The 26,173-nt window shown below is 40.3% G+C and carries 27 protein-coding genes and 1 tRNA gene; 26 read left to right on the top strand and 2 right to left on the bottom strand.

Annotation, left to right across the window (positions count from 1 at the left end; translation table 11 throughout):
* Positions 1 to 14: 14 nt before the first annotated feature.
* The 24 genes from rnpM (at position 15) to B7697_RS01275 (ending at position 23,006) form a co-directional block, all read left to right on the top strand.
* Entirely contained in the window at positions 15 to 308 is a 294-nt protein-coding gene (rnpM, locus tag B7697_RS01390; protein ID WP_084949963.1) for an RNase P modulator RnpM, read from the top strand.
* The gene (locus tag B7697_RS01385; RefSeq protein ID WP_001041390.1) at positions 301 to 600 is read left to right on the top strand and encodes a YlxQ-related RNA-binding protein; all 300 of its coding nucleotides are present in this window, start codon (positions 301 to 303) and stop codon (positions 598 to 600) included. Before rnpM ends, B7697_RS01385 begins: the two co-directional genes overlap by 8 nt.
* Before the next feature lie 16 nt (positions 601 to 616).
* Entirely contained in the window at positions 617 to 3,409 is a 2,793-nt protein-coding gene (gene infB / locus B7697_RS01380; protein WP_084949961.1) for a translation initiation factor IF-2, read from the top strand.
* A gap of 250 nt (positions 3,410 to 3,659) precedes the next feature.
* Complete coding sequence (gene rbfA / locus B7697_RS01375; RefSeq protein WP_001273601.1) at positions 3,660 to 4,010, top strand: 30S ribosome-binding factor RbfA; 351 nt, start codon at positions 3,660 to 3,662, stop codon at positions 4,008 to 4,010.
* Between the two features lie 206 nt (positions 4,011 to 4,216).
* A complete protein-coding gene (locus B7697_RS01370) occupies positions 4,217 to 4,399 on the top strand; it encodes a hypothetical protein (protein WP_020902202.1) in 183 nt (60 codons plus the stop codon).
* Positions 4,400 to 4,664: 265 nt separating this feature from the next.
* On the top strand, positions 4,665 to 4,898 hold the full coding sequence (locus tag B7697_RS01365) for a DUF1858 domain-containing protein (RefSeq protein ID WP_000368739.1): 234 nt from the start codon (positions 4,665 to 4,667) through the stop codon (positions 4,896 to 4,898).
* Entirely contained in the window at positions 4,898 to 6,232 is a 1,335-nt protein-coding gene (locus tag B7697_RS01360; RefSeq protein WP_084949960.1) for a DUF438 domain-containing protein, read from the top strand. Before B7697_RS01365 ends, B7697_RS01360 begins: the two co-directional genes overlap by 1 nt.
* A 9-nt stretch (positions 6,233 to 6,241) precedes the next feature.
* Positions 6,242 to 6,496: a DUF1912 family protein gene (locus B7697_RS01355; protein WP_000119706.1), complete on the top strand. Its 255-nt coding sequence runs from the start codon at positions 6,242 to 6,244 to the stop codon at positions 6,494 to 6,496.
* Positions 6,497 to 6,591: 95 nt separating this feature from the next.
* Positions 6,592 to 6,987 carry a helix-hairpin-helix domain-containing protein gene (locus tag B7697_RS01350; protein WP_000038635.1) on the top strand — a complete coding sequence of 132 codons (396 nt, stop codon included), beginning with the start codon at positions 6,592 to 6,594 and terminating at the stop codon, positions 6,985 to 6,987.
* A 286-nt stretch (positions 6,988 to 7,273) separates the two neighbouring features.
* Positions 7,274 to 7,852, top strand: a complete 579-nt coding sequence (locus B7697_RS01345) for a flavin reductase family protein (RefSeq protein WP_084949958.1) — start codon at positions 7,274 to 7,276, stop codon at positions 7,850 to 7,852.
* Positions 7,839 to 8,399 carry a GNAT family N-acetyltransferase gene (locus tag B7697_RS01340; RefSeq protein ID WP_084949957.1) on the top strand — a complete coding sequence of 187 codons (561 nt, stop codon included), beginning with the start codon at positions 7,839 to 7,841 and terminating at the stop codon, positions 8,397 to 8,399. Before B7697_RS01345 ends, B7697_RS01340 begins: the two co-directional genes overlap by 14 nt.
* The gene (locus B7697_RS01335) at positions 8,399 to 8,977 is read left to right on the top strand and encodes an AAA family ATPase (RefSeq protein ID WP_084949955.1); all 579 of its coding nucleotides are present in this window, start codon (positions 8,399 to 8,401) and stop codon (positions 8,975 to 8,977) included. The genes B7697_RS01340 and B7697_RS01335 overlap by 1 nt, the downstream gene beginning before the upstream one ends.
* The gene (locus B7697_RS01330) at positions 8,970 to 11,621 is read left to right on the top strand and encodes a valine--tRNA ligase (protein ID WP_084949954.1); all 2,652 of its coding nucleotides are present in this window, start codon (positions 8,970 to 8,972) and stop codon (positions 11,619 to 11,621) included. Before B7697_RS01335 ends, B7697_RS01330 begins: the two co-directional genes overlap by 8 nt.
* A gap of 77 nt (positions 11,622 to 11,698) precedes the next feature.
* Positions 11,699 to 14,539 carry a hypothetical protein gene (locus B7697_RS09375; protein ID WP_239822287.1) on the top strand — a complete coding sequence of 947 codons (2,841 nt, stop codon included), beginning with the start codon at positions 11,699 to 11,701 and terminating at the stop codon, positions 14,537 to 14,539.
* A gap of 407 nt (positions 14,540 to 14,946) precedes the next feature.
* Positions 14,947 to 15,534 carry a DNA-directed RNA polymerase subunit delta gene (rpoE, locus tag B7697_RS01320; RefSeq protein ID WP_042750234.1) on the top strand — a complete coding sequence of 196 codons (588 nt, stop codon included), beginning with the start codon at positions 14,947 to 14,949 and terminating at the stop codon, positions 15,532 to 15,534.
* Positions 15,535 to 15,770: 236 nt separating this feature from the next.
* Positions 15,771 to 17,378 carry a CTP synthase gene (locus B7697_RS01315; protein ID WP_084949952.1) on the top strand — a complete coding sequence of 536 codons (1,608 nt, stop codon included), beginning with the start codon at positions 15,771 to 15,773 and terminating at the stop codon, positions 17,376 to 17,378.
* Positions 17,379 to 17,493: 115 nt separating this feature from the next.
* Complete coding sequence (locus B7697_RS01310; RefSeq protein ID WP_084949950.1) at positions 17,494 to 17,793, top strand: DUF4651 domain-containing protein; 300 nt, start codon at positions 17,494 to 17,496, stop codon at positions 17,791 to 17,793.
* A complete protein-coding gene (locus tag B7697_RS01305) occupies positions 17,790 to 18,107 on the top strand; it encodes a thioredoxin family protein (protein WP_084949949.1) in 318 nt (105 codons plus the stop codon). The genes B7697_RS01310 and B7697_RS01305 overlap by 4 nt, the downstream gene beginning before the upstream one ends.
* Positions 18,108 to 18,122: 15 nt before the next feature.
* Positions 18,123 to 18,749, top strand: a complete 627-nt coding sequence (gene ytpR, locus B7697_RS01300) for a YtpR family tRNA-binding protein (protein ID WP_084949947.1) — start codon at positions 18,123 to 18,125, stop codon at positions 18,747 to 18,749.
* A gap of 41 nt (positions 18,750 to 18,790) precedes the next feature.
* Complete coding sequence (locus B7697_RS01295; RefSeq protein ID WP_084949946.1) at positions 18,791 to 19,552, top strand: SDR family NAD(P)-dependent oxidoreductase; 762 nt, start codon at positions 18,791 to 18,793, stop codon at positions 19,550 to 19,552.
* 75 nt (positions 19,553 to 19,627) lie between these two features.
* A complete protein-coding gene (locus B7697_RS01290; RefSeq protein ID WP_084949944.1) occupies positions 19,628 to 20,023 on the top strand; it encodes a single-stranded DNA-binding protein in 396 nt (131 codons plus the stop codon).
* Positions 20,024 to 20,178: 155 nt separating this feature from the next.
* Complete coding sequence (gene groES, locus B7697_RS01285) at positions 20,179 to 20,463, top strand: co-chaperone GroES (RefSeq protein ID WP_000917315.1); 285 nt, start codon at positions 20,179 to 20,181, stop codon at positions 20,461 to 20,463.
* Between the two features lie 15 nt (positions 20,464 to 20,478).
* Positions 20,479 to 22,101 carry a chaperonin GroEL gene (groL, locus tag B7697_RS01280; protein WP_084949943.1) on the top strand — a complete coding sequence of 541 codons (1,623 nt, stop codon included), beginning with the start codon at positions 20,479 to 20,481 and terminating at the stop codon, positions 22,099 to 22,101.
* Positions 22,102 to 22,238: 137 nt separating this feature from the next.
* Positions 22,239 to 23,006 carry an epoxyqueuosine reductase QueH gene (locus B7697_RS01275; RefSeq protein WP_084949941.1) on the top strand — a complete coding sequence of 256 codons (768 nt, stop codon included), beginning with the start codon at positions 22,239 to 22,241 and terminating at the stop codon, positions 23,004 to 23,006.
* 70 nt (positions 23,007 to 23,076) lie between these two features.
* Here the strand turns inward: B7697_RS01275 and ntdP are convergent, their stop codons facing one another.
* Both ntdP and recX read right to left on the bottom strand, forming a co-directional pair.
* A complete protein-coding gene (gene ntdP / locus B7697_RS01270) occupies positions 23,077 to 23,610 on the bottom strand; it encodes a nucleoside tri-diphosphate phosphatase (RefSeq protein ID WP_000775316.1) in 534 nt (177 codons plus the stop codon).
* An 88-nt stretch (positions 23,611 to 23,698) separates the two neighbouring features.
* Complete coding sequence (recX, locus tag B7697_RS01265; RefSeq protein WP_084949940.1) at positions 23,699 to 24,475, bottom strand: recombination regulator RecX; 777 nt, start codon at positions 24,473 to 24,475, stop codon at positions 23,699 to 23,701.
* 37 nt (positions 24,476 to 24,512) lie between these two features.
* Between recX and rlmD the strand changes: the two genes are divergently transcribed.
* Both rlmD and B7697_RS01255 read left to right on the top strand, forming a co-directional pair.
* Positions 24,513 to 25,868, top strand: a complete 1,356-nt coding sequence (rlmD, locus tag B7697_RS01260) for a 23S rRNA (uracil(1939)-C(5))-methyltransferase RlmD (RefSeq protein WP_084949938.1) — start codon at positions 24,513 to 24,515, stop codon at positions 25,866 to 25,868.
* A 60-nt stretch (positions 25,869 to 25,928) separates the two neighbouring features.
* A tRNA-Glu gene (locus tag B7697_RS01255) sits at positions 25,929 to 26,000 on the top strand.
* Positions 26,001 to 26,173 lie beyond the last annotated feature (173 nt).

Here is a 26,173-nt window from a genome sequence, read left to right as displayed (position 1 = left end):
TAGAGGAGGGAAAGATGAAAACGAGAAAAATCCCTTTGCGCAAGTCTGTTGTATCCAACGAAGTGATTGATAAGCGTGATTTGCTCCGCATTGTCAAGAACAAGGAAGGACAAGTCTTTATTGATCCTACAGGCAAGGCCAATGGCCGCGGCGCTTATATCAAGCTAGACAATAAAGAAGCCCTAGATGCGAAAAAGAAGAAGGTCTTTAACCGTAGCTTTGACATGGAAGTGGAAGAAAGCTTTTATGATGAGTTGATCGCTTATGTGGATCACAAAGTGAAAAGAAGAGAGTTAGGACTTGAATAAGCAAAAGATAAGCAATCTCTTGGGACTTGCTCAGCGAGCAGGGCGGATTATATCGGGTGAAGAATTGGTGGTCAAGGCCATTCAAGACGGCAAGGCCAAGTTGGTCTTTCTAGCCCATGATGCTGGACCCAATCTGACCAAGAAGATTCAAGATAAAAGTCATTATTATCAAGTAGAAATTGTAACCGTGTTTTCAACACTGGAATTAAGCATAGCAGTCGGAAAATCGAGAAAGGTTTTGGCTGTGACAGATGCTGGATTTACAAAGAAAATGAGGTCTCTTATGGAATAGAAGAGGAGGACATGATTTGTCTAAGAAAAGATTGTACGAAATCGCAAAAGAACTTGGAAAAGAAAGTAAAGAAGTTGTAGCGCGTGCAAAAGAGTTGGGCTTGGATGTGAAAAGCCACTCATCAAGTGTGGAAGAAGCTGTCGCTGCAAAAATCGCTGCCAGCTTTAAGCCTGCAGCTGCTCCAAAAGTAGAAGCAAAACCTGCAGCACCAAAAGCAAGTGCAGAAAAGAAAGCCGAAAAATCTGAGCCAGCTAAACCAGCTGTAGCTAAGGAAGAGGCAAAACCGGCTGAGCCAGTTGCTCCGAAGGCAGAAAAAGTAGCAATAAAACCGCAAAGCCGTAATTTCAAGGCTGAACGTGAAGCTCGTGCCAAAGAACAGGCAGAACGACGCAAGCAAAATAAGGGCAATAACCGTGACCAACAACAAAATGGGAACCGTCAGAAAAATGACGGCCGTAATGGTGGAAAACAAGGTCAAGGCAACCGCGACAATCGTCGATTTAATGACCAAGCTAAGAAACAGCAAGGTCAGCAAAATCGTGGCAACGAGCGCCGTCAGCAAGAGGACAAACGTCCAAATCAAGCGGCTCCACGCATTGACTTTAAGGCCCGTGCGGCAGCATTGAAAGCAGAGCAAAACGCAGAGTACGCTCGTTCAAGCGAGGAACGTTTCAAGCAGACTCAGGCTGCCAAAGAAGCCTTGGCTCAAGCTAACAAACGCAAGGAGCCAGAGGAAATCTTTGAAGAAGCTGCTAAGTTAGCTGAACAAGCGCAACAAGTTCAAGCAGTGGTTGAAACAGCTCCTGTGAAAAAAGAAGTTGCAGTGGATACACGTCGTAAAAAACAAGCCCGACCAGACAAAGAACGCGACGATTACGATCGCGAAGAAGATGGTCCTAGAAAACAACAAAAGAATCGAAGTAGTCAAAATCAAGTGAGAAATCAAAGAAATAGTAACTGGAATAACAACAAGAAGAACAAAAAAGGCAATAACAAGAACAATCGTAATCAGGCTCCAAAACCTGTTACAGAACGTAAATTCCATGAATTGCCAACAGAATTTGAATATACAGATGGTATGACCGTTGCGGAAATCGCAAAACGTATCAAACGTGAACCAGCTGAAATCGTTAAGAAACTTTTCATGATGGGTGTCATGGCCACACAAAACCAATCCTTGGATGGGGAAACAATCGAACTCCTCATGGTGGATTATGGTATCGAAGCCAAACAAAAGGTTGAAGTGGATAATGCTGATATCGAACGTTTCTTTGTCGAAGATGGTTATCTCAATGAAGATGAATTGGTTGAGCGTCCACCAGTTGTAACCATCATGGGACACGTTGACCACGGTAAAACAACTCTCCTAGATACCCTTCGTAACTCTCGTGTTGCGACAGGTGAAGCAGGTGGTATCACTCAGCATATCGGTGCCTACCAAATTGTGGAAAATGGCAAGAAGATCACCTTCCTTGATACACCAGGACACGCGGCCTTTACATCTATGCGTGCGCGTGGTGCGTCTGTTACCGATATTACTATCTTGGTTGTAGCGGCAGATGACGGGGTTATGCCTCAGACTATCGAAGCCATCAACCACTCAAAAGCGGCCAACGTTCCAATCATCGTAGCCATCAACAAAATTGATAAACCAGGTGCCAACCCAGAACGTGTTATCGGTGAATTGGCAGAGCATGGAGTTATGTCAACAGCTTGGGGCGGAGATTCTGAATTTGTTGAAATCTCAGCTAAATTCAACCAAAACATCGAAGAATTGTTGGAAACAGTCCTTCTTGTGGCTGAAATCCAAGAACTTAAGGCAGACCCAACAGTGCGTGCGATCGGTACAGTTATCGAAGCGCGCTTGGATAAAGGAAAAGGTGCGGTTGCAACCCTTCTTGTTCAACAAGGTACCTTGAATGTCCAAGATCCAATCGTTGTCGGAAATACCTTCGGTCGCGTTCGTGCTATGACCAACGACCTTGGTCGTCGTGTTAAGGTTGCTGGTCCATCAACACCAGTTTCAATCACAGGTTTGAACGAAGCACCGATGGCGGGTGATCACTTTGCTGTTTACGAGGATGAAAAATCTGCGCGTGCAGCCGGCGAAGAACGTGCCAAACGTGCCCTCATGAAACAACGTCAAGCTACCCAACGTGTCAGCCTTGAAAACCTCTTTGATACCCTTAAAGCTGGTGAACTCAAATCAGTTAACGTTATCATCAAGGCCGATGTACAAGGTTCTGTTGAAGCCCTTTCTGCCTCACTTCAAAAGATCGATGTAGAAGGTGTCAAAGTGACCATCGTCCACTCAGCGGTCGGTGCCATCAACGAATCAGACGTTACCCTTGCTGAAGCTTCAAATGCCTTTATCGTTGGTTTCAACGTACGCCCTACACCACAAGCTCGTCAACAAGCCGAAGCTGACGATGTTGAAATCCGTCTCCACAGCATTATCTACAAGGTTATCGAAGAGATGGAAGAAGCCATGAAAGGGATGCTTGATCCAGAATTCGAAGAAAAAGTTATCGGTGAAGCAGTTATTCGTGAAACCTTCAAGGTATCTAAAGTGGGAACCATCGGTGGATTCATGGTTATCAACGGTAAGGTTACCCGTGACTCTAAAGTCCGTGTTATCCGTGACGGTGTCGTTATCTATGATGGTGAACTCGCAAGCTTGAAACACTACAAAGACGACGTCAAAGAAGTTACAAACGGTCGTGAAGGTGGATTGATGATCGATGGCTACAATGATATTAAGACTGATGATGTGATTGAGGCTTATGTCATGGAAGAAATCAAGAGATAAGATTTTTGCTCCTTTCTTAGGTGGTGAGGGACGCAAGCAAACCGATGGTTTCATTGCTTATTTTTGAGCCTAGGGTCTCAAAAATCCCCTTTGATGGGACTGATAAATCAGTTCCATCACTTTCACCACGGCGAAAGAAGCAGATGAGTTCAAATTGAACTTCGTTTCAATTTGAACTGAAAATCAATAAGTTTAAAAATAGCTAGGTCTGCTGGCCTAGCTTTTGGTTCAAAGTAGAGAAAGGAATATCATGGCAAATCATTTCCGTACGGATCGTGTGGGCATGGAAATCAAGCGTGAAGTCAATGAGATTTTGCAAAAGAAAGTCCGTGATCCGCGTGTCCAAGGTGTGACCATTACAGATGTTCAGATGCTAGGTGACTTGTCCGTTGCCAAGGTTTACTACACCATTTTGAGTAACCTTGCTTCGGATAACCAAAAGGCTCAAATCGGGCTTGAAAAAGCAACTGGTACCATCAAACGTGAACTTGGTCGCAATTTGAAATTGTACAAAATCCCAGATTTGACCTTCGTCAAAGATGAGTCCATCGAATATGGAAACAAGATTGACGAAATGCTACGCAATCTGGATAAGAACTAAGAAGAGGGGCAACCCTCTTTTTTGGTGGAGGAAAAGGCAATAAACATGCTGGCAGAATCTTTCCAGAGTTAAACATTATTAAAAAGCCTTATAAAATTCAACTTGTATGATATTATAGGAAATGAAAAGAGTAAATTTCACAGAAATAGCCAGCAAGACTGGTATCTTCAATATTTTGAAAGTGTAGTTAAACGAGGGAAGATAATATGGGGCCTATCAAAGCTTTTGCTAAAATTTATGGTAATTACATTTTGACCATGCAAGGTGTAAAAGTAATGAAAACGATAAAGAAAGATGACAATGTCGTTGTTGGTTTTGGGAAACTCTTTATTGCAGATAAGCTAATGGATACAGCTCGGTGGCTCATTAAGCCAGAGGATAAAAAATGAAATTTTTTTGGGGTCTTCTTGCTATTATTTTTATCAAACCGATTATTGGAATTGTTAAATTCCTGTGGATGATCATCTCTTTTGCAGTCCAATTGCTGTTTTACAAGCTATTATTTAAAATATTGGATTGGCTCTTTAAACTTATTTAGGTCGTAATTCAAGTCGCAGAGAACTAGCAGGAACTCCACTGCTAGTTTTTTAATCTCTCTCCATATGGTATAATATAAGCAGTAAAATCATTTTAGAACATACAATGGAGGTCATCATGGACAATATCATCGATGTGTCAATTCCTGTTGCAGAAGTAGTGGACAAGCATCCAGAAGTCTTGGAAATTTTAGTCGAGCTCGGTTTTAAACCTCTTGCCAATCCCTTGATGCGCAATACTGTTGGTCGTAAAGTATCACTCAAACAAGGTTCTAAGCTGGAAGGAACTCCTATGGACAAGATTGTCCGCACGCTGGAAGCAAACGGCTACGAAGTGATTGGGTTAGACTAATGGCAGATGAACGGATTCATGTCCTGCGGGATATTTTGTTAGAATTGCACAATGGTGCCTCTCCTGAGTCGGTTCAGGAGCGCTTTGATGCGACCTTTACAGGTGTTTCGGCCATCGAGATTTCCCTCATGGAGCATGAGCTGATGAACTCAGAGTCAGGTGTCACCTTTGAAGATGTCATGGAACTCTGTGATGTCCATGCCAATCTTTTTAAAAATGCTGTTAAGGGTGTCGAAGTTGCAGATACCGAGCATCCTGGCCACCCCGTTCGTGTCTTCAAGGAAGAAAATCTGGCCCTCCGCGCGGCCTTGATTCGCATTCGGAGACTGTTAGATACCTATGAATCTATGGAAGATGAAGAAATGCTTGCGGAGATGCGCAAGGGTTTGGTCCGTCAGATGGGACTTGTGGGGCAATTTGACATCCATTACCAACGTAAAGAAGAACTCTTCTTTCCTATCATGGAGCGCTATGGACACGATTCACCTCCAAAAGTTATGTGGGGAGTGGATGATCAGATCAGGGAACTTTTTCAAACAGCTTTAGCGACAGCCAAGTCACTACCAGAAGTGTCGATTAGCAGCGTAAAAGAAGCTTTTGAATCTTTTGCGACAGAGTTTGAAAGTATGATTTTCAAGGAAGAGTCCATCCTTCTCATGATTCTCCTTGAATCCTTTACCCAGGATGACTGGCTTCAGATTGCGGAGGAGAGCGATGCCTATGGTTATGCCATCATCCGTCCGTCTGAGAAATGGGTGCCAGAACGCCAGAGTTTTGTTGAGGAAGATAGTGCAGAGGAGACTGTACAGCTAGATAAGGCAGAGGGTCAAGTTCATCAAGTTATCGATACGCCAGAAGGGCAGTTTACCATTACCTTTACCCCTAAGGAAAAGGAAGCAGTGCTGGACCGCCATAGTCAACAGGCTTTTGGCAATGGCTATCTCTCAGTCGAGCAGGCCAATCTCATCCTCAATCACTTCCCTATGGAGATTACATTTGTCAATAAAGAGGATATTTTCCAGTATTACAATGACAATACGCCAGCTGACGAGATGATTTTTAAACGGACGCCGTCACAAGTCGGGCGCAATGTCGAACTCTGTCATCCGCCTAAGTACTTGGAAAAGGTAAAGACCATCATGAAGGGGCTTCGTGAGGGAAGCAAAGACAAGTATGAAATGTGGTTCAAGTCTGAGTCGCGAGGTAAATTTGTCCACATCACTTACGCAGCAGTGCACGATGAAGAGGGAGAATTCCAAGGGGTGCTGGAGTATGTTCAGGATATTCAACCTTACCGTGAGATTGATACGGACTATTTCCGTGGATTAGAATAAGGAGAAAAAATGAGTTACGAACAAGAATTTATGAAGGAATTTGAAGCGTGGGTCAATACCCAGATTATGATTAACGACATGGCGCACAAGGAAAGTCAAAAAGTCTACGAAGAAGACCAAGATGAGCGTGCCAAAGATGCCATGATTCGATACGAAAGTCGCTTGGATGCTTATCAGTTCTTGCTTGGTAAGTTTGAAAACTTCAAAGCAGGCAAGGGATTCCATGATTTGCCAGATGGCTTGTTTGGTGAGAGAAATTATTAAACGAGAAAGATTCTTGATTTTTTACTAAAATCTTGATAGAATATTTATATTAAATCCTTGTCAGAGCAGGGGTTTTTTATTGAAAGGATTTTATCATGTCAAAGAAACTCAATCGTAAAAAACAATTACGAAATAGCCTCCGTCGTGCAGGTGCTTTTTCAAGTACTGTGACTAAGGTTGTAGAAGAGACAAAGAAAGTCGTGAAACGTGCAGAGCAGTCAGCAAGCCAAGCTGGTAAGGCTGTTTCTAAAAAAGTTGAACAAGCAGTAGAAGCTACCAAAGAGCAAGCTCAAAAAGTAGCCAATTCTGTAGAAGATTTTGCAGCAAACTTGGGTGGACTTCCACTTGACCGTGCTAAAACTTTCTACGATGAAGGAATCAAGTCTGCTTCAGATTTCAAAAACTGGACTGAAAAAGAACTCCTTGCCTTGAAAGGAATCGGCCCAGCTACCATCAAGAAATTGAAGGAAAATGGCATTAAGTTCAAGTAATCTTTCTTGTCCCTTGCAATTCCAAGAAAATCTTGCTACAATAAAGCCATCAGAGGTGTTTTGAATCCCACATTTTACAGAAAGTGGCGGTGCTGAGAAGTCCACAAATGTGTCAAAACTGGTTGCTGATGGATGAAAAATGAAATAAAATTGTCTTTGTGGTTGTATCAAGGACAAGAGTGCGGGCCTAGCCCGAAATTGGGTGGTACCGCGGATAAGCATATTCGTCCCTGTCATGTGTAGATGGCAGGGCTTTTCTTTTGCGTTTTGCTCAAAGGAAGTTGTCATGAAGCAATCTTTTAAAACAAGTAAACTCTACTATGGCTTTCCTATTTTCATTTTGGGATATCAGGATCAGAATTTTGGACACAATATTACGACCTGTAGCTCCTCTTATAGCTTGGGAGATTGGCTAGTCATCGGTGTCGGAGCTGAGGAAAATGCGGCTGAGCAAATCAAGCATTACCAGAAGTTCACTGTGAATATCCCTGATGAAAACTTCATGCTTGAGATGGAGCAGGCTGGTTTTATCAGTCATCGAGAGAAATTGAAACACCTGGGGCTAGACTACGAGATTTCTGAACGGACTCAGGCACCGATTTTAGAGGACTGTCCAGTAGTATTGGATTGTCAGGTAGATCGGATTATAGAGGAAGATGGAATCTGTCATATCTTTGCCAAGATTATCGAACGACTAGCTGATCCAGAACTTTTGGATGACAAGGGGCATTTTAAAAATGACCGTTTTGCGCCGACTTACTTTATGGGGGACGGCCATCAGCGCGTTTACCGCTATTTAGATGACCGAGTAGACCCTATGGGGAGCTTCATTAAGAAAGCGAGGAAGAAAGATGACAAGAGCTGAGTTACCAGATAAAATTGAAACAGAACGTCTCGTTTTACGAGTCCGCACAGTTGCGGATGCTGAGGCTATCTTTGATTATGCTAGTCGTCCAGAAGTTTCTTACCCAGCAGGCTTTCCGCCCGTCAAGACCTTGGAAGATGAGATTTATTATCTAGCGCATATCCTACCCGAGCGCAATCAAAAGGATAATCTCCCAGCGGGTTACGGGATTGTCGTTAAAGGAACCGATAAGGTCATTGGTTCTGTCGACTTCAATCATCGCCACGAGGACGATGTGCTGGAGATTGGCTATACCTTGCACCCCGATTATTGGGGTCGAGGCTATGTGCCCGAAGCAGCGCGAGCCTTGATTGACCTAGCTTTTAGAGAACTAGGTCTTCACAAGATTGAACTAACTTGCTTTGGATATAACCTTCAAAGTCAACGAATCGCGGAAAAGCTTGGCTTTACCCTCGAAGCTCGCATAAGAGAACGTAAAGATATTCAAGGAAACCGCTGTGATAGTCTGATATATGGCTTGCTGAGGAGTGAGTGGGAGGTGATTTGATGCATCTTTTCATCATTGGTGCTCCGGCCTCAGGAAAAATGACGATTGGTCAAGAGTTATCTCGACTGACAGATGCTACCCTCTTTTATAACCATCAAGCCATCGATTTTGCATTAGAAATCTATCAGGACTTTACAGAGGAAATGTGGGAATTTGTTCGTGGAATCACCTTTTCTTTCCTTGGGGCAAGTGCAAGAAATCAGCGATCAGTAATTTTAACTGATGTAATTGATTTTTCAAATCAGTACCAGCTGATGTATTTAAAGCAAATTCAGGATTTATTGGATAACTTTCATCAAGAGATTCTTTTTGTTGAGTTGGAAACAAGTCTTGAAGAGCGCTTACGTCGAAATCGAACGGAGAACCGGTTGAAGCACAAACCCTTAAAACGACATATTGAGTTATCTGAAAGAGAAATTTTAGAGACCGCTGAAACACTTCAATTAAATTCCCAACATCAACCGAATGAGCTGCACCACTACTTTAAAATAAATAATACGAATTTGTCTGCAGAAGAAGCTGCTAAGCACATTCAAGATAAAATGAATACAATAGAGAAAGGACAAACACATGTCTAAAGAACTTTCACCTAAATACAATCCAGCCGAGGTTGAGGCTGGTCGTTACCAAAAATGGCTTGATACTGATGTTTTCAAGCCTTCAGGCGATCAAAAGGCTAAGCCTTATTCAATCGTGATTCCACCACCAAACGTAACTGGTAAACTTCACCTTGGTCACGCTTGGGATACGACTTTGCAGGATATTATCATCCGTCAAAAACGTATGCAAGGTTTTGACACCCTTTGGCTTCCGGGAATGGACCATGCTGGGATTGCGACTCAAGCTAAGGTTGAGGAACGCTTGCGTGGTGAAGGCATCACGCGCTATGACCTGGGTCGTGAAAAATTCCTTGACAAAGTTTGGGAATGGAAAGACGAGTATGCCACTACTATCAAAGAACAATGGGGCAAGATGGGGCTCTCTGTGGACTATTCTCGCGAGCGTTTCACTCTTGACGAAGGTTTGTCAAAAGCTGTTCGCAAGGTCTTTGTGGACCTTTACAAGAAAGGTTGGATCTATCGTGGTGAATTCATCATCAACTGGGACCCAGCAGCTCGCACTGCCCTTTCTGATATCGAAGTTATCCATAAGGATGTGGAAGGTGCCTTCTACCACATGAACTACATGCTAGAAGACGGTTCACGCGCCCTTGAAGTGGCAACAACTCGTCCTGAGACTATGTTTGGGGACGTTGCCGTTGCGGTCAATCCAGAAGACCCGCGCTACAAGGACTTGATTGGAAAAAACGTCATTCTTCCAATCGCTAATAAACTAATCCCAATTGTTGGGGATGAGCATGCAGATCCTGAGTTTGGTACTGGTGTCGTAAAAATCACACCTGCTCACGATCCAAACGACTTCTTAGTTGGTCAACGTCATAACTTGCCACAAGTCAACGTGATGAACGACGACGGAACTATGAATGAGCTTGCCTTCGAGTTTGCAGGTATGGACCGTTTTGAAGCTCGTAAGGCAGTCGTTGCTAAGCTGGAAGAAATCGGTGCCCTTGTTAAAATAGAAAAACGTGTCCACAGTGTTGGTCACTCAGAGCGTACAGGTGTTGTGGTTGAACCACGCTTGTCTACTCAATGGTTCGTCAAGATGGACCAATTGGCCAAAAATGCTATTGCCAACCAAGACACAGATGACAAGGTCGAATTCTACCCACCTCGTTTCAACGATACCTTCCTTCAATGGATGGAAAATGTTCACGACTGGGTTATCTCTCGTCAGCTCTGGTGGGGTCACCAAATCCCTGCTTGGTACAATGCTGAGGGTGAAATATATGTGGGCGAAGAAGCACCGGAAGGTGACGGTTGGACTCAGGACGAAGACGTCTTGGATACTTGGTTCAGTTCGGCTCTTTGGCCATTCTCTACCATGGGCTGGCCGGATGTCGACTCAGAAGACTTTAAACGTTACTTCCCAACTTCAACCTTGGTAACAGGTTACGACATCATCTTCTTCTGGGTGTCTCGTATGATCTTCCAATCATTGGAATTCACTGGCCGTCAGCCATTCCAAAACGTGCTTATTCACGGTCTCATCCGAGACGAGCAAGGACGCAAGATGTCCAAATCTCTCGGTAATGGTATTGACCCAATGGATGTTATTGAGAAATATGGTGCCGATGCCCTTCGTTGGTTCCTTTCAAACGGTTCTGCACCAGGACAAGACGTGCGCTTCTCTTACGAGAAAATGGATGCTTCATGGAACTTCATTAACAAGATTTGGAACATCTCTCGCTACATCCTCATGAACAATGAAGGTTTGACCCTTGAGCAGGCAACTGCTAATGTCGAAAAAGTTGCAAACAAAGAAGCCGGAAACGTTACAGACCGCTGGATTCTCCACAACCTCAATGAAACCATCGGAAAAGCTACTGCTAACTTTGACAAGTTTGAATTTGGTGTGGCTGGCCACATCCTCTACAACTTCATCTGGGATGAATTTGCGGACTGGTACGTTGAGTTGACTAAGGAAGTCCTTTATAGCGACAATGAAGAAGAGAAAGTCATCACACGCTCTGTTCTCCTTTACACTCTGGACAAGATCCTTCGTCTCCTCCACCCAATCATGCCATTCGTGACAGAGGAAATCTTTGGACAAATCTCAGAAGGCTCTATCGTGACAGCAGAATACCCAACTGTCAACCCAGCCTTTGAAGACCTTGTTGCCCATACAGGTGTCGAAAGCCTCAAAGACTTGATCCGTGCTGTTCGTAATGCGCGTGCTGAAGTAAACGTGGCGCCAAGCAAACCTATCACCATCCTTGTTAAGACAAGCGATAGCGACTTGGAAGCCTTCTTTAACAGCAATGTCAACTACATCAAACGCTTCACAAATCCAGAACACTTGGAAATCGCATCCACCATCCCTGCACCTGAACTGGCTATGTCAAGCGTCATCACAGGAGCAGAAATCTACCTGCCACTGGCTGACCTCCTCAATGTCGAAGAAGAACTGGCTCGTCTCGACAAGGAACTGGCTAAATGGCAAAAAGAACTAGATATGGTCGGTAAGAAGCTCTCTAACGAACGCTTCGTAGCCAATGCCAAACCAGAAGTCGTCCAGAAAGAACGCGACAAACAAGCCGACTACCAAGCCAAATACGACGCGACCGTAGCACGTATTGATGAGATGAAGAAGTTGGTGAAATAAGCACAGAAACACGGTGATAAGCCGTGTTTTTTTGGTATAATGAATTAAGGCTATTGATTGGAGTGTTTGATTTAATTATGTTTGATTTAATTGTGCCGTCGTTATTTATAGGTTTATCAATTTATTTTTTATGTAAAAAGATTGGAATTTTTGATTGGATTTTATACTTTATTTTATATTATATTTTTGCTAATGTTATAGGTCTCTTCGTAAAAAATGATATTTTAATTATGAATTTTGCCAATCTATTGTTGCTTTGTTTAATAATTCCTTTATTTTTATTCTTAGGAACTTTTTATAATAGATCCTTAACTTTCATACAAAAAGTTTTTGCCTATATTTCTTATGCTTTTTTTTTAATTATATATAATTCTAATATTTCAAAATTTGTACTTTCATTTGAATTAGAATATAAAATTTTATTTTATTTTTTTATCATGTTTTTACCATTTAAATTATTTGTTAGAGGAGTACCAATTTTTCTTTCAGAGAATAATTGTATAAAGAATTGGTTTAATCCATTTTTAAGTCGATTTAAAAATATTAAACAAAATGTTTTAGTAGATAATTTTGATTTTTATACAAACATGTTAGCTATCATAAGCTTTATTTTAATCTATCTTATAATTAGATTTAATCCTTTAAATATTAAGTTTATAGGCTCTGAATGGGAAAATAATTTTTCTGATGGTTTATTTTCTATAATAAAGAATGCAACCCCTATACTTTCTTTATATGGGATGTACTTTGGATTTCTTCAATTTGTAGCTAATACTGCTGAAGAATATATTTATATGGGCGAGAATAAATTAAATTATATATTAAATCGTTCTTTTGCTTATCAGTTAAGCAAATCGAAGGTGTTTTACTTTTTTATTATGTCTTTTTGTTTAATTCCATTTGTCTCTATTATTCTAAATAGAAATATTCTATTGATTGATTTTCAAAAAGATCTAAATATTATCTGGCAAATAGATTTCTTCTTTTTATTATTTCTGTATCTTTTTTTGGTCATAACAATGATTAAAACAGTAAGTACAACTATTGAATTAAGAATTGGTCAAGGAAAGTGGATTGAAACAAAAATCCTTACTAATTATAAATTTTTTTATGCAAATCTATTTTGGCGATCTTATAGGTTAGGTGAGCCATCTCTGTTTTTTAATAGTTTAGAAAAGGATTTAAATAAAATAAATGAGTATAGCGAAGCAGATCAATTGCTAAACGGTGTTTTTGATAGAATATTTGAAGAATTTAAATATAAGTTCTTTAATGAGAGATGGACTAATTTAAATAAACCTGAGTTACTAATATATTATTCAAAATATATTAATGAGTTTACGAACTTTATGAAGAAAAGGAATAAAGTTCAAACTATTTCTTCAAACAGTTGGTTCTATATATTTAAGATACACCAGCAAATATTAGAATTGATAATCAACTATAATAAGAATGAATTATTAAAAGTTGATGAATCTGTTTACGATATTGAAAGTAATAGTTTCACCAAAATATATAAGTTGTTATTTGATACTTTGATTCTGAGAAGGGATACTTTAAGTCTACTAATTTCAGATTATTTTGATTCGGAAACCAATAGAAACAATTATTTTCTGCTACACAATACTTCTAAATATAGAGATATATTTAAAATTAGAGAATATAAGTGCAGATCACTTCTTAAGCTCTATCTATCTGTGAATGATAATTCTATTGATATTGGTCGTATAAATCGCTATAACAATGAGAATTTTAAAGAATTCTATTCAAAAGTTTGTTTTGAATTTTTACGTGATGAAGGTAGACTGCGAACGTTTGATGAAAAAGATGTTTTAAATAAGATAATTTTAAGCATGAATAATGAGTATAGTCTTGCTTTTATGTTATATCAATTGTTATATACAGATTATACAGAATGGGATGATAACATTGAATTTTATGATACTGAGATTAAAAAATTAATGAGCTGCGATGAAGAGCAACAAAACTACCTTTTCGAGCAAGCTAAAGAAAAAATTTTAAGCACAAATATCAGCCATCGTATTACAGATAAACTTTTAGATAATCTATGGACAAAACGAAATGAAAAAATTACAGATTTTTATTGGTTTAAACAGTTTGGTAGAAGGCATCAAATGTCAGAACTTAAAATTGTATATGTTCAATGGTTATTGTCAGGTAAAGAATATTCATTCTCAAGCAGATTTAACTTTATTTACGATTCATTAAGCTTTGGTAAAGTGTTAACAAGAGCGAAGAAAAGTGAAAAATGTATAAAAACCTCTGTTAATAAATTACATTGGAAACGTGTTAGAAATAAAGAGAAAATGGATAACTTCTGTAGAGAATATTTGCTTCTTACTGATAAGTTAGATTCAATTTTCACAAATGATTTTTATTCGTACAAGCAAAATGATATACAATTATCAGTTGAATATCTTTTGAATACGAATAAAGTTGACTTATCAAATGTAATAGAAAATCTATCAGTATCAAGTTTATTGCGTCTAGAGTGGATATTAAGATTCAGAGTTCGCCGTTACAATCGAGATTTTAGCTATACTAGTAGAACCATTTTTGATTCCATGACTTCTAATGATCCATTTTATTGGTCTGGTGGTGAAGGAGTATTAGAGTTTTATATTCTCAAAATTATTGACAGTTCTTATGATGATTTATACAAGGATACTCAATTTTTAGATGGTCTTAAACGTAGTTTGATATCTACATTGAATTTCCATAATTTCACAATCAATAAGTATGTTGAATTAATCTCTGAAAAAGTTTCAACTATATATAGTATCTCTATATTGCAAAAAGAAGAAATTATTTGTAAATTAAATGATCTTTTAGACAATACCGCAACAAAAAATAATCAAAGTAAGCCAGATTATAAGAAACCATACAGATATAGATAGATAGACTCAGTACCTTGTTTTAATATATATAACATACAGATAGATGCTCTTATCTGGAAAAAATAAAATCTAAATCAGTAACAATTTGTTTAAAAAATATTTCCATATTTGATTTGGTTATATATTTTTGAATGAAAATTATAAGTAAATGATTTATTCTTCTTATATTAGGAAAGTCAATATTTTATAAATCAGCTTACTACATAGTAAGCTCAGCCAATTCGTGCCCGTAACAACCCACCTCACGACACCATTGGCTGGGTAACAAAGAAATAAAAAGTCCTGTCACTTTCTTCCCCTTAACCTTTGACTATTCTGCAAAATTATCGTAAAATAAAGAGTAAATGATAAAATGAGGTCAGAGTCTGTTCGCTCTGGCGATAGTAGTATAAATGAGGAGAAACGCTTTGGAATTAGAAGTATTTGCTGGGCAAGAAAAAAGTGAACTATCTATGATTGAGGTAGCACGTGCTATCTTGGAACTTCGTGGTCGCGATCACGAGATGCATTTTAGCGATCTTGTAAACGAAATTCAAAACTACCTTGGAACATCAAACAGCGATATCCGCGAAGCTTTGCCTTTGTTCTACACAGAGTTGAACTTTGATGGCAGCTTCATCTCACTTGGAGACAATAAATGGGGGCTTCGTTCATGGTATGGTGTGGACGAAATCGATGAAGAAATCATCGCTCTTGAAGAAAATGACGACGATGAAGTAGCACCAAAAGCTAAGAAAAAACGTGTCAATGCCTTCATGGATGGTGATTCAGATGCTATTGACTACAATGCAGATGATCCAGAAGACGAGGATGCATACGAAGCAGATCCAGCTCTTTCATACGATGATGAAAATCCAGATGATGAGAAAAATGAAGTGGAAGCTTACGATGCAGAAATCAACGAAATTGCTCCTGATGATTTGGGTGAAGACGTGGATCTCAACGAAGAAGACGACGAGTTTTCAGACGATGATTCTGAAAACGTCGAGGAATAAAAGTTAGCTATTGACAATTATCCTATTTTTAGGTATCATATTGTTCGGGCACCTCTTTTAGAGGTCGGGGCTCCCTAGTTCTTAGGGAGCTATTTTTGTTTTTTCAAGAAGTTATCTTCTTGTATTTTGGTTGTGAATCTGGTGCAGTCGTTCCAGATTATTCTTATTAGTAGGGTCTTGTTTTCTATGTCCCCTCGTAGTTAACAAGGCCTTGAGCATTTTAGAAAGAGGAATCTATGTCTACGAAATATATTTTTGTAACTGGTGGTGTGGTATCGTCTATTGGGAAAGGGATTGTGGCAGCGAGTCTGGGTCGTCTCTTGAAAAATCGAGGTCTTAAAGTAACCATTCAAAAATTTGACCCTTATATCAATATCGATCCGGGAACCATGAGTCCTTACCAGCACGGAGAAGTTTTTGTGACAGATGATGGAGCTGAGACAGATTTGGACTTGGGTCACTATGAACGTTTCATCGATATCAATCTTAACAAATATTCCAACGTGACAACTGGTAAAATTTACAGTGAAGTTCTTCGTAAAGAACGCCGTGGAGAATACCTTGGGGCAACTGTTCAAGTCATTCCTCATATCACAGATGCTTTGAAAGAAAAAATCAAGCGTGCTGCTGTAACGACCGACTCTGATGTCATTATCACAGAGGTAGGTGGAACAGTAGGAGATATCGAGTCCTTGCCATTCCTAGAGGCCCTTCGTCAGATGAAGGCGGATGTGGGTGCGGATAATGTCATGTATATCCATACAACCTTGCTTCCTTACCTCAAGGCTGCTGGTGAAATGAAGACCAAACCAACTCAACACTCTGTAAAAGAATTGCGTGGCTTGGGAATCCAGCCAAATATGTTGGTTATTCGTACAGAAGAGCCAGCTGGTCAAGGAATTAAAAATAAACTGGCCCAGTTCTGTGATGTGGCACCAGAAGCCGTTATCGAATCGTTGGATGTTGAACACCTTTACCAAATTCCATTGAATTTGCAGGCTCAAGGTATGGACCAAATTGTCTGTGACCATTTGAAATTAGACGCACCAGTAGCAGATATGACAGAATGGTCAGCTATGGTGGACAAGGTCATGAACCTGAAAAAACAAGTTAAAATTTCCCTTGTCGGTAAGTATGTTGAGTTGCAAGATGCCTACATTTCTGTGGTTGAAGCCTTGAAACACTCTGGTTATGCCAACGACGCAGAAGTTAAGATTAATTGGATCAATGCCAATGATGTGACAGCAGAGAATGTGGCGGAACTCTTGTCTGATGCAGACGGAATTATCGTACCAGGTGGTTTTGGTCAACGTGGCACAGAAGGGAAAATTCAAGCCATCCGCTATGCGCGTGAGAATGATGTTCCTATGTTGGGTGTCTGCTTGGGAATGCAGTTGACTTGTATCGAGTTTGCTCGTAACGTTTTAGGGCTTGAGGGCGCCAATTCCGCAGAACTTGCACCAGAAACAAAATACCCTATCATTGATATCATGCGTGATCAGATTGATGTTGAGGATATGGGTGGAACCCTTCGTTTGGGGCTTTATCCATCTAAGTTGAAACGTGGCTCTAAGGCAGCAGCTGCTTACCACAATCAAGAAGTGGTGCAACGCCGCCACCGTCACCGTTATGAGTTTAATAACGCCTTCCGTGAGCAGTTTGAGGCAGCAGGCTTTGTCTTCTCAGGAGTTTCTCCAGATAATCGTTTGGTAGAAATCGTTGAAATCCCTGAAAATAAATTCTTTGTAGCATGTCAGTATCACCCTGAACTATCAAGCCGTCCAAACCGTCCAGAAGAACTCTACACTGCCTTTGTCACTGCAGCAGTTGAGAATAGTAATTAGCTAAATAGTAACTTTTAAAAACTAATAGTCTCTTTTTTATAATAAGAAAGGGGCTTGTGTTTTACTTGCTTTTCTGCTGCTTCCTCATTTGTCCTAAAGCCTTTTTTGTGTTAAAATGAATGGTATGAAAGCTAAAAAAATGTGGATGGCAGGTCTGGCTCTGCTTGGTATTGGGAGCCTTGCCCTTGCTACGAAAAAAGTTGCAGATGACCGTAAGCTCATGGAGACTCAGGAAGAGTTGACAGAGATTGTGCGAGACCATTTTTCCGACATGGGGGAAATTGCGACCCTCTATGTTCAAGTTTATGAAAGTAGTCTAGAAAGACTTGTCGGAGGGGTTGTTTTTGAGGATGGCCGTCATTATACCTTTGTCTATGAAAATGAAGACCTAGTCTATGAGGAGGAAGTCTTATGATACAACCAACAAGTTTAGAAGAATTAGCATCATTAGTAGAAAAAGATGGCAAGAAGGTCTTTCTTTTTGTGGCAGACTGGTGTGGCGATTGCCGTTATATCTATCCTGCCTTGCCAGAAATTGAGGAGATCAATCCAGAGTTCACCTTTATTCGAGTGGACCGAGACCAGTACATGGATCTAGCTAAACTCTGGGATGTATACGGAATTCCTAGCCTTGTTGTTCTAGAAAAGGACAAGGAAATCGGTCGTTTTGTCAATCGAGACCGTAAAAGCAAGGAACAAATCAATGACTTTTTAGCAGGACTGAAATAGGAGAAAAAGGAAACAATGATTTTTACATATAATAAAGAACATGTCGGTGATGTCCTTATGGTCATCGTGAAAAACAGTGGAGATGCCAAACTGGACGTGGAGCACAAAGGCAAGGTGGCTCGTGTTTTCCTCAAAGAAAACGGTGAAACAGTGGCCTGGAATATTTTCGAAGTTTCCAGTTTGTTTGAAATTGCAGAGCGCGGTCAAGTCTTTTTATCAGATGAGCAAGTCGCTCGTTTGAACCAAGAATTGCAGGTGGAAGGCTTTGCAGAAGAAATTATCAATGACAAAGAACCTAAGTTTGTTGTCGGTGAGATCATCGAGATGGTAGCTCATCCAGATAGTGACCACCTCAATATCTGCCAAGTTGCAGTCGCAAGTGATAAGACTGTGCAAATTGTTGCAGGTGCTCCCAATGCGCGTGTCGGTCTGAAAACCATTGTGGCTCTTCCTGGAGCTATGATGCCCAAAGGCAATCTCATTTTCCCAGGCGAACTTCGTGGTGAAAAGAGTTTTGGGATGATGTGCAGCCCTCGTGAATTGTATCTCCCAAATGCTCCGCAAAAACGTGGTGTTATTGAATTATCAGAAGACCAAGTTGTTGGAACTCCATTTGATCCAGCTAAACACTGGACCGCTTAAGAATTTGTTAGTATCTGATACACCAGATAGAAGGAAATAAGATGGCAAAAAATGTAGTGATTACAGGAGCGACATCAGGAATCGGTGAAGCGATTGCGCGTGCTTATCTGGAGCAGGGTGAGAATGTCGTTCTAACCGGACGACGGATAGACAGACTAGAAGCCCTCAAGTCAGAGTTTGCAAAAACTTTTCCTAGTCAAACAGTTTGGACCTTTTCATTAGATGTGACGGATATGGACATGGTAAAGACGGTCTGCTCCGATATTCTAGAAATGATAGGGCAGATTGACATCTTGGTCAATAACGCCGGACTAGCTCTAGGCTTAGCACCTTATCAGGACTATGAAGAGATGGATATGTTGACCATGTTGGATACCAATGTTAAAGGTTTGATGGCAGTCACTTGCTGTTTCTTACCAGCAATGGTAAAAGCCAATCAAGGGCATATTATTAATATGGGTTCAACTGCAGGAATTTACGCCTATGCTGGTGCTGCTGTTTATTCAGCTACCAAGGCAGCGGTTAAGACCTTTTCAGATGGTCTGCGAATTGATACCATCGCAACGGATATCAAGGTGACAACCATTCAGCCAGGGATTGTCGAAACAGATTTTTCTACGGTACGTTTTCATGGTGATAAAGAGCGGGCTGCGTCCGTTTACCAAGGAATAGAAGCCTTGCAAGCTCAGGATATTGCAGATGCAGTAGTCTATGTGACTAATCAGCCTCGCCGTATGCAGATTACAGATATGACTATTATGGCCAATCAACAGGCGACAGGGTTTATGGTTCATAAAAAGTAAAAATTTCCTCGAAAAGTTACAAATTTCTGTAACTTTTTTTGATTTTCTGCGAATAGATAAGTAGGAGGAAAAAATATGTATAATAAAGTTATCATGATTGGACGTTTAACGTCTACACCAGAATTGCACAAAACCAATAATGACAAGTCAGTAGCGCGAGCAACTATCGCTGTGAACCGTCGTTACAAAGACCAAAATGGGGAACGCGAGGCTGATTTTGTCAATGTGGTCCTATGGGGCAGATTAGCAGAAACCTTGGCAAGCTACGCAACCAAAGGTAGTCTCATTTCCGTTGATGGGGAAATGCGTACCCGTCGTTTTGAGAAAAATGGTCAAATGAATTATGTGACCGAAGTCCTTGTCACAGGATTCCAACTCTTGGAAAGCCGCGCCCAACGTGCCATGCGTGAAAATAATGCAGGCCAAGACTTAGCGGACTTGGTTTTGGAAGAGGAAGAACTACCATTTTAAGCATTAAAAAGTCTGAGTTGGTCTCAGGCTTTTTATCTTGAGAAAGTCAGACTTTTTTCTTGACTATTTCTGACCAAGTGATACAATAGAACTATAAATTAGCACTCATATATAAAGAGTGCTAATAATATGTAGTTCATCATGGAGGAAAACAGATGTTGAAACCATTAGGAGACCGTGTGGTCTTGAAAATCGAAGAAAAAGAACAAACTGTTGGAGGTTTTGTCCTTGCAGGTTCAGCTCAAGAAAAAACAAAAACAGCCAAAGTTGTAGCTACTGGACAAGGTGTTCGTACCTTGAACGGTGACTTGGTTGCTCCAAGTGTTAAAGCTGGAGATCGTGTCTTAGTTGAAGCCCATGCAGGTCTTGATGTTAAAGATGGCGATGAAAAGTACATCATCGTTGGCGAAGCTAACATCTTGGCAATCATTGAAGAATAGAAGGAGAAAGTAAGTATGTCAAAAGAAATTAAATTTTCATCAGATGCCCGTTCAGCTATGGTTCGTGGTGTCGATATCCTTGCAGACACTGTTAAAGTAACCTTGGGACCAAAAGGTCGTAATGTCGTTCTTGAAAAATCATTTGGCTCACCCTTGATTACCAATGATGGTGTGACCATTGCCAAAGAAATCGAATTGGAAGACCATTTTGAAAATATGGGTGCCAAATTGGTATCAGAAGTAGCTTCAAAAACCAATGATATCGCAGGTGACGGGACTACAACTGCAACTGTTTTGACCCAAGCGATAGTCCGCGAAGGAATCAAAAACGTCACAGCAGGCGCAAATCCAATTGGCATTCGTCGCGGTATTGAAACAGCAGTTGCTGCAGCAGTAGAAGCCTTGAAAAACAACGCTATCCCTGTTGCCAACAAAGAAGCCATCGCTCAGGTTGCTGCTGTCTCTTCTCGTTCTGAAAAAGTCGGTGAGTACATCTCTGAAGCCATGGAAAAGGTTGGAAAAGATGGTGTCATCACTATCGAAGAGTCACGTGGTATGGAAACAGAACTGGAAGTTGTAGAAGGTATGCAGTTCGACCGTGGTTACCTTTCACAGTACATGGTGACAGATAGCGAAAAAATGGTGGCTGACCTTGAAAATCCATACATTTTGATTACTGATAAGAAGATCTCAAATATCCAAGAAATCTTGCCGCTCCTAGAAAGTATTCTCCAAAGCAGTCGTCCACTCTTGATTATTGCGGATGATGTGGATGGTGAAGCATTGCCTACACTTGTTTTGAATAAGATTCGTGGGACCTTCAACGTGGTAGCAGTCAAGGCACCTGGTTTTGGTGACCGTCGTAAAGCAATGCTTGAAGATATCGCCATCTTAACAGGTGGAACAGTTATCACAGAAGATCTAGGTCTTGAGTTGAAAGATGCGACAATTGAAGCACTTGGTCAAGCAGTGAGAGTAACTGTGGACAAAGATATCACTGTTATCGTAGAAGGTGCTGGAAATCCTGAAGCGATTTCTCACCGTGTTGCGGTTATCAAGTCTCAAATCGAAACTACAACATCTGAATTTGATCGTGAAAAATTGCAAGAACGCTTGGCCAAATTGTCAGGTGGTGTAGCGGTTATTAAGGTAGGAGCTGCAACTGAGACTGAGTTGAAAGAAATGAAACTCCGCATTGAAGATGCCCTCAACGCTACTCGTGCAGCCGTGGAAGAAGGAATTGTTGCTGGTGGTGGAACAGCCCTTGTAAATGTTATCCCTGCCGTAGCTGATTTGGAATTGACAGGAGATGAAGCAACAGGACGCAATATTGTTCTCCGTGCCTTGGAAGAACCTGTTCGTCAGATTGCCCACAATGCAGGATTCGAAGGTTCAATCGTTATCGATCGTTTGAAAAATGCCGAGGTTGGCACAGGCTTCAACGCAGCAACTGGCGAGTGGGTTAACATGATTGATCAAGGTATCATTGACCCAGTTAAAGTTAGCCGTTCAGCCCTACAAAACGCAGCATCTGTAGCAAGCTTGATTTTGACTACGGAAGCAGTCGTAGCCAATAAGCCAGAACCAGTAGCCCCAGCTCCAGCAATGGATCCAAGTATGATGGGTGGGATGATGTAAGCTTTCTATAGAAAATAACTTATAAAAAACACAAAAGGAGGGAATGGCTATTCCTCCTTTTTATGATATTCACTTCTAAATTGATTTGAGCTCTCCTAACTTATATGATAAAATAAGACTAGAAAAAGGAGAAGAACATGATCGATGTAGAAGAGATTCTGAGCAAGATGAACCCCAATCAGAAGATTAATTATGACCGTGTCATGCAGAAGATGGTCCAAGTATGGGAGAAAAATGAGCAACGGCCAACCATTCTCATGCATGTTTGCTGTGCCCCTTGCAGTACCTATACCCTAGAATATTTGACCAAATACGCTGATGTGACAATCTATTTTGCCAATTCCAATATCCATCCCAAGGCAGAATACCATAAGCGGGCTTACGTCACCAAGAAATTTGTCAGTGATTTCAATGAGAGGACAGGAAATACGGTCCAGTATCTAGAAGCTCCCTATGAACCCAATGAATACCGTAAGTTAGTCAGAGGACTAGAGGAAGAGCCAGAAGGTGGTAACCGTTGTAAGGTTTGCTTTGACTACCGACTGGATAAGACAGCGCAAGTGGCTATGGACTTGGGCTTTGACTACTTTGGCTCAGCCTTGACCATCAGTCCTCATAAGAATTCTCAAACCATTAACAGCATCGGAATCGATGTGCAAAAAATTTATACAACCCACTATCTTCCAAGTGATTTCAAGAAAAATCAAGGCTACAAACGTTCAGTAGAGATGTGTGAAGAGTATGACATCTACCGTCAATGTTACTGTGGATGTGTCTATGCAGCTCAAGCCCAGAATATTGACCTGGTTCAGGTCAAGAAGGACGCCACAGCGTTCTTGATTGATAAGGATGTTGAAAAAGACTATTCCCACATAAAATTTACTGTTACGAAATTAGATATATAGAAATTAATCCAGCTGAAAAGCTGGGTTTTTCAAATAAAAAAACCAGGGCTTTCACCCTAGTTTGACAACTTTACCGATTCTTTAGTTCTACATAGCGCTTGTACCAAATGTTTACATAGGCTTCTGAGAAAGGACCACGTCCATTGTTAATCCAATCAACAAGAATTTTGACATGTTCTTTTAAAATATAGTCCAAGTCATCAGAATAATTCATTTTGCGTTTGTGACGCTCATACTCCTCAACGTCCAAGAGACGTTTTTCCCCATCTGTAAAAATTTTAACATCCAAATCATAATCAATATACTTCAGTGCTTCTTCATCCAGATAGTAGGGGCTAGCCATATTGCAATAGTAGGAAATTCCATTATCACGAATCATGGCAATGATATTAAACCAATATTTCTTGTGAAAGTAAACAATAGCCGGTTCTCGAGTGACCCAACGACGACCATCACTTTCGGTAACCAGTGTATGATCGTTGACACCAATAATGGCGTTTTCTGTTGTTTTTAGTACCATGGTGTCCCGCCAAGTTCGGTGGAGACTCCCATCATGCTTATAACTTTGAATTGTAATAAAGTCGCCTTCTTTTGGAAGCTTCATAACTAACCAACTTTCTACAATTTATAAGTTTATCGTTTACTATTGTACCATAAAATTACCTAAAATCTGTGAATTTTACATGAAAATATTAAAGATATTCTCTGAGAGCGCTTGCTATATCCGAAAAATCGTAGCCTTTTCGAGCTAAAACTTGAGTTAAACGCTGTTTAAGTTCGTATCCTTCATATTTTCGGGCATACTTGGCATATTGCTTATCAAGTTCCTTGAAGATGAGTTCCTGATTCGTTTCTTGGTCAACTTGACTATCCAACTGGTCAAAGGCACTTTTAGCATCAGAATAGGAAAACCCCTTGTTGGTCAGATTTTGTATAATCTTATCCTGCAAAGCACGAGCAGGAAGCTTTCCAGAGTATTTTTTAAGCAGTTTCTCTGCAACACGTTGAGCAACTTCCGAAAAATCAAATTCTATCAAGTTCTCTTCTATAGTAGATTTTGAAATTCCTTTTTGTGCTAATTTCTGAGTCAGTACATAAGGTCCCTTGTCTCCTGAAAGTTGATTAGAGTTGATGATAGTATAAGCGTACTGGCTATCATTAATCCACTTACCTTCTTTAAGATTAGCAATGACTTGAGAAACGATGTTTTCATCAATATCGTATTTTTTCAGATATTCTTTGACTTCTTTTTCAGTGCGAGCTTTAAAGGATAGGTGGTAGAGGGCTAGATTTTTACCGTAAGAAAATTGGGCAAAGTCCTGAATCTCTTTCAATTCTTCTTCGCTTATCTCCTTATCTCTTGATAACATAAAACGAACAATAGTATCTTCAGTAATGTAGCATTTGTCGCCATTATCAAGCTCCATCAGATAGAGTCTTTTTTTCTTTTCAAGTTTTGTGATTTTCATAGTTCTATTATAACTCAAAATGTGATAAGATAGGGGTATGAATCTGAAAGTGAAACAAAAAATACCATTAAAAATCAAGCGCATGGGAATTAATGGTGAGGGAATCGGCTTTTATCAAAAAACATTAGTCTTTGTGCCTGGTGCTCTCAAAGGAGAAGATATCTATTGTCAGATTACTTCTATTCAACGCAACTTTGTTGAGGCAAAATTACTGAAGGTCAACAAGAAGTCTAAATTTCGAGTTGTGCCGGCTTGTACTATTTACAATGAGTGCGGAGGCTGCCAAATCATGCACCTGCATTATGATAAGCAGCTGGAGTTCAAGACGGACTTACTTCACCAAGCGCTAAAAAAATTTTCCCCTGCAGGATATGAAAGTTATGAAATCCGCCCGACGATTGGTATGCAGGAACCAAAGTACTATCGTGCTAAGTTACAATTTCAGACTCGAAAATTTAAGAATCAGGTCAAGGCGGGCTTATATGCACAAAACTCTCACTATTTAGTAGAGTTGAAAGACTGCCTGGTACAAGACAAGGGAACCCAAGTGATTGCTAATCGTCTAGCAGAATTACTTACTTTTCACCAAATTCCAATCACGGATGAGAGAAAAGTTCTAGGTGTCAGAACTATAATGGTCCGACGAGCTAGAAAGACTGGACAGGTTCAGATTATTATAATTACAAACCGCCAGCTTAATTTAACCCTGCTGGTAAAAGATTTAATTAAAGATTTTCCAGAAGTTGTGACAGTAGCTGTGAATACAAATACAGCTAAAACCAGTGAGATTTATGGTGAAAAGACAGAGATTATCTGGGGAGAAGAGAGTATTCAGGAAGGTGTACTCGATTATGAATTTTCACTATCTCCTCGAGCTTTCTATCAACTAAATCCTGAACAAACAGAAGTTCTTTATAACGAGGCGGTAAAAGCGCTGGACGTTGATAAAGAAGACCATTTGATTGACGCTTATTGTGGAGTTGGAACGATTGGATTTGCTTTCGCAAAGAAAGTTAAAACATTAAGAGGTATGGATATTATTCCAGAAGCCATTGAAGATGCCAAGCGAAATGCTAAAAGAATGGGATTTGACAACACACATTACGAAGCTGGAACAGCGGAAGAGATTATTCCTCGCTGGTATAAGGAAGGCTACCGAGCAGATGCTCTGATCGTAGATCCACCACGTACAGGTCTGGATGATAAGTTATTAGATACTATTCTTACCTATGTACCAGAAAAAATGGTCTATATTTCTTGCAATGTTTCGACCTTGGCTCGTGATTTGGTGAGGTTAGTAGAAGTATATGACCTCCATTATATCCAGTCGGTCGATATGTTCCCACATACAGCTCGAACTGAAGCTGTTGTAAAATTAATAAAAAAAGTTTAAAAAGTAGTTGACAAAGGTGAAAAAGTCTGTATAATAGTAAGAGTTGAAAATAACAGCTCTGGTCCGTTGGTCAAGGGGTTAAGACACCGCCTTTTCACGGCGGTAACACGGGTTCGAATCCCGTACGGACTATGGTGTATTGTGGTTGAAGCACTTGATGAAAAAAGATTAAAAAAAGTTTCAAAAAAGTGTTGACAAACGAAAGCGGCCGTGATATACTAATATAGTTGTCACTTGAGAGAAGCGAGTGACAAAGACCTTTGAAAACTGAACAAGACGAACCAATGTGCAGGGCACTACAACTA

Source organism: Streptococcus mitis, from assembly GCF_002096895.1.
GTDB lineage: Bacteria > Bacillota > Bacilli > Lactobacillales > Streptococcaceae > Streptococcus > Streptococcus mitis_AH.
This window is presented reverse-complemented; position numbering and strand designations above follow the sequence as displayed.

Excerpts from the sequence above, each read along its gene's own strand:
- rnpM (WP_084949963.1), top strand. The coding sequence starts at position 15 with ATGAAAACGAGAAAAATCCCTTTGCGCAAGTCTGTTGTATCCAACGAA.
- rbfA (WP_001273601.1), top strand. The coding sequence starts at position 3,660 with ATGGCAAATCATTTCCGTACGGATCGTGTGGGCATGGAAATCAAGCGT.
- B7697_RS01370 (WP_020902202.1), top strand. The coding sequence starts at position 4,217 with ATGGGGCCTATCAAAGCTTTTGCTAAAATTTATGGTAATTACATTTTG.
- B7697_RS01365 (WP_000368739.1), top strand. The coding sequence starts at position 4,665 with ATGGACAATATCATCGATGTGTCAATTCCTGTTGCAGAAGTAGTGGAC.
- B7697_RS01360 (WP_084949960.1), top strand. The coding sequence starts at position 4,898 with ATGGCAGATGAACGGATTCATGTCCTGCGGGATATTTTGTTAGAATTG.
- B7697_RS01355 (WP_000119706.1), top strand. The coding sequence starts at position 6,242 with ATGAGTTACGAACAAGAATTTATGAAGGAATTTGAAGCGTGGGTCAAT.
- B7697_RS01350 (WP_000038635.1), top strand. The coding sequence starts at position 6,592 with ATGTCAAAGAAACTCAATCGTAAAAAACAATTACGAAATAGCCTCCGT.
- B7697_RS01345 (WP_084949958.1), top strand. The coding sequence starts at position 7,274 with ATGAAGCAATCTTTTAAAACAAGTAAACTCTACTATGGCTTTCCTATT.
- B7697_RS01340 (WP_084949957.1), top strand. The coding sequence starts at position 7,839 with ATGACAAGAGCTGAGTTACCAGATAAAATTGAAACAGAACGTCTCGTT.
- B7697_RS01335 (WP_084949955.1), top strand. The coding sequence starts at position 8,399 with ATGCATCTTTTCATCATTGGTGCTCCGGCCTCAGGAAAAATGACGATT.
- B7697_RS01330 (WP_084949954.1), top strand. The coding sequence starts at position 8,970 with ATGTCTAAAGAACTTTCACCTAAATACAATCCAGCCGAGGTTGAGGCT.
- B7697_RS09375 (WP_239822287.1), top strand. The coding sequence starts at position 11,699 with ATGTTTGATTTAATTGTGCCGTCGTTATTTATAGGTTTATCAATTTAT.
- B7697_RS01315 (WP_084949952.1), top strand. The coding sequence starts at position 15,771 with ATGTCTACGAAATATATTTTTGTAACTGGTGGTGTGGTATCGTCTATT.
- B7697_RS01310 (WP_084949950.1), top strand. The coding sequence starts at position 17,494 with ATGAATGGTATGAAAGCTAAAAAAATGTGGATGGCAGGTCTGGCTCTG.
- B7697_RS01305 (WP_084949949.1), top strand. The coding sequence starts at position 17,790 with ATGATACAACCAACAAGTTTAGAAGAATTAGCATCATTAGTAGAAAAA.
- ytpR (WP_084949947.1), top strand. The coding sequence starts at position 18,123 with ATGATTTTTACATATAATAAAGAACATGTCGGTGATGTCCTTATGGTC.
- B7697_RS01295 (WP_084949946.1), top strand. The coding sequence starts at position 18,791 with ATGGCAAAAAATGTAGTGATTACAGGAGCGACATCAGGAATCGGTGAA.
- B7697_RS01290 (WP_084949944.1), top strand. The coding sequence starts at position 19,628 with ATGTATAATAAAGTTATCATGATTGGACGTTTAACGTCTACACCAGAA.
- groES (WP_000917315.1), top strand. The coding sequence starts at position 20,179 with ATGTTGAAACCATTAGGAGACCGTGTGGTCTTGAAAATCGAAGAAAAA.
- groL (WP_084949943.1), top strand. The coding sequence starts at position 20,479 with ATGTCAAAAGAAATTAAATTTTCATCAGATGCCCGTTCAGCTATGGTT.
- B7697_RS01275 (WP_084949941.1), top strand. The coding sequence starts at position 22,239 with ATGATCGATGTAGAAGAGATTCTGAGCAAGATGAACCCCAATCAGAAG.
- ntdP (WP_000775316.1), bottom strand. The coding sequence starts at position 23,610 with ATGAAGCTTCCAAAAGAAGGCGACTTTATTACAATTCAAAGTTATAAG.
- recX (WP_084949940.1), bottom strand. The coding sequence starts at position 24,475 with ATGAAAATCACAAAACTTGAAAAGAAAAAAAGACTCTATCTGATGGAG.
- rlmD (WP_084949938.1), top strand. The coding sequence starts at position 24,513 with ATGAATCTGAAAGTGAAACAAAAAATACCATTAAAAATCAAGCGCATG.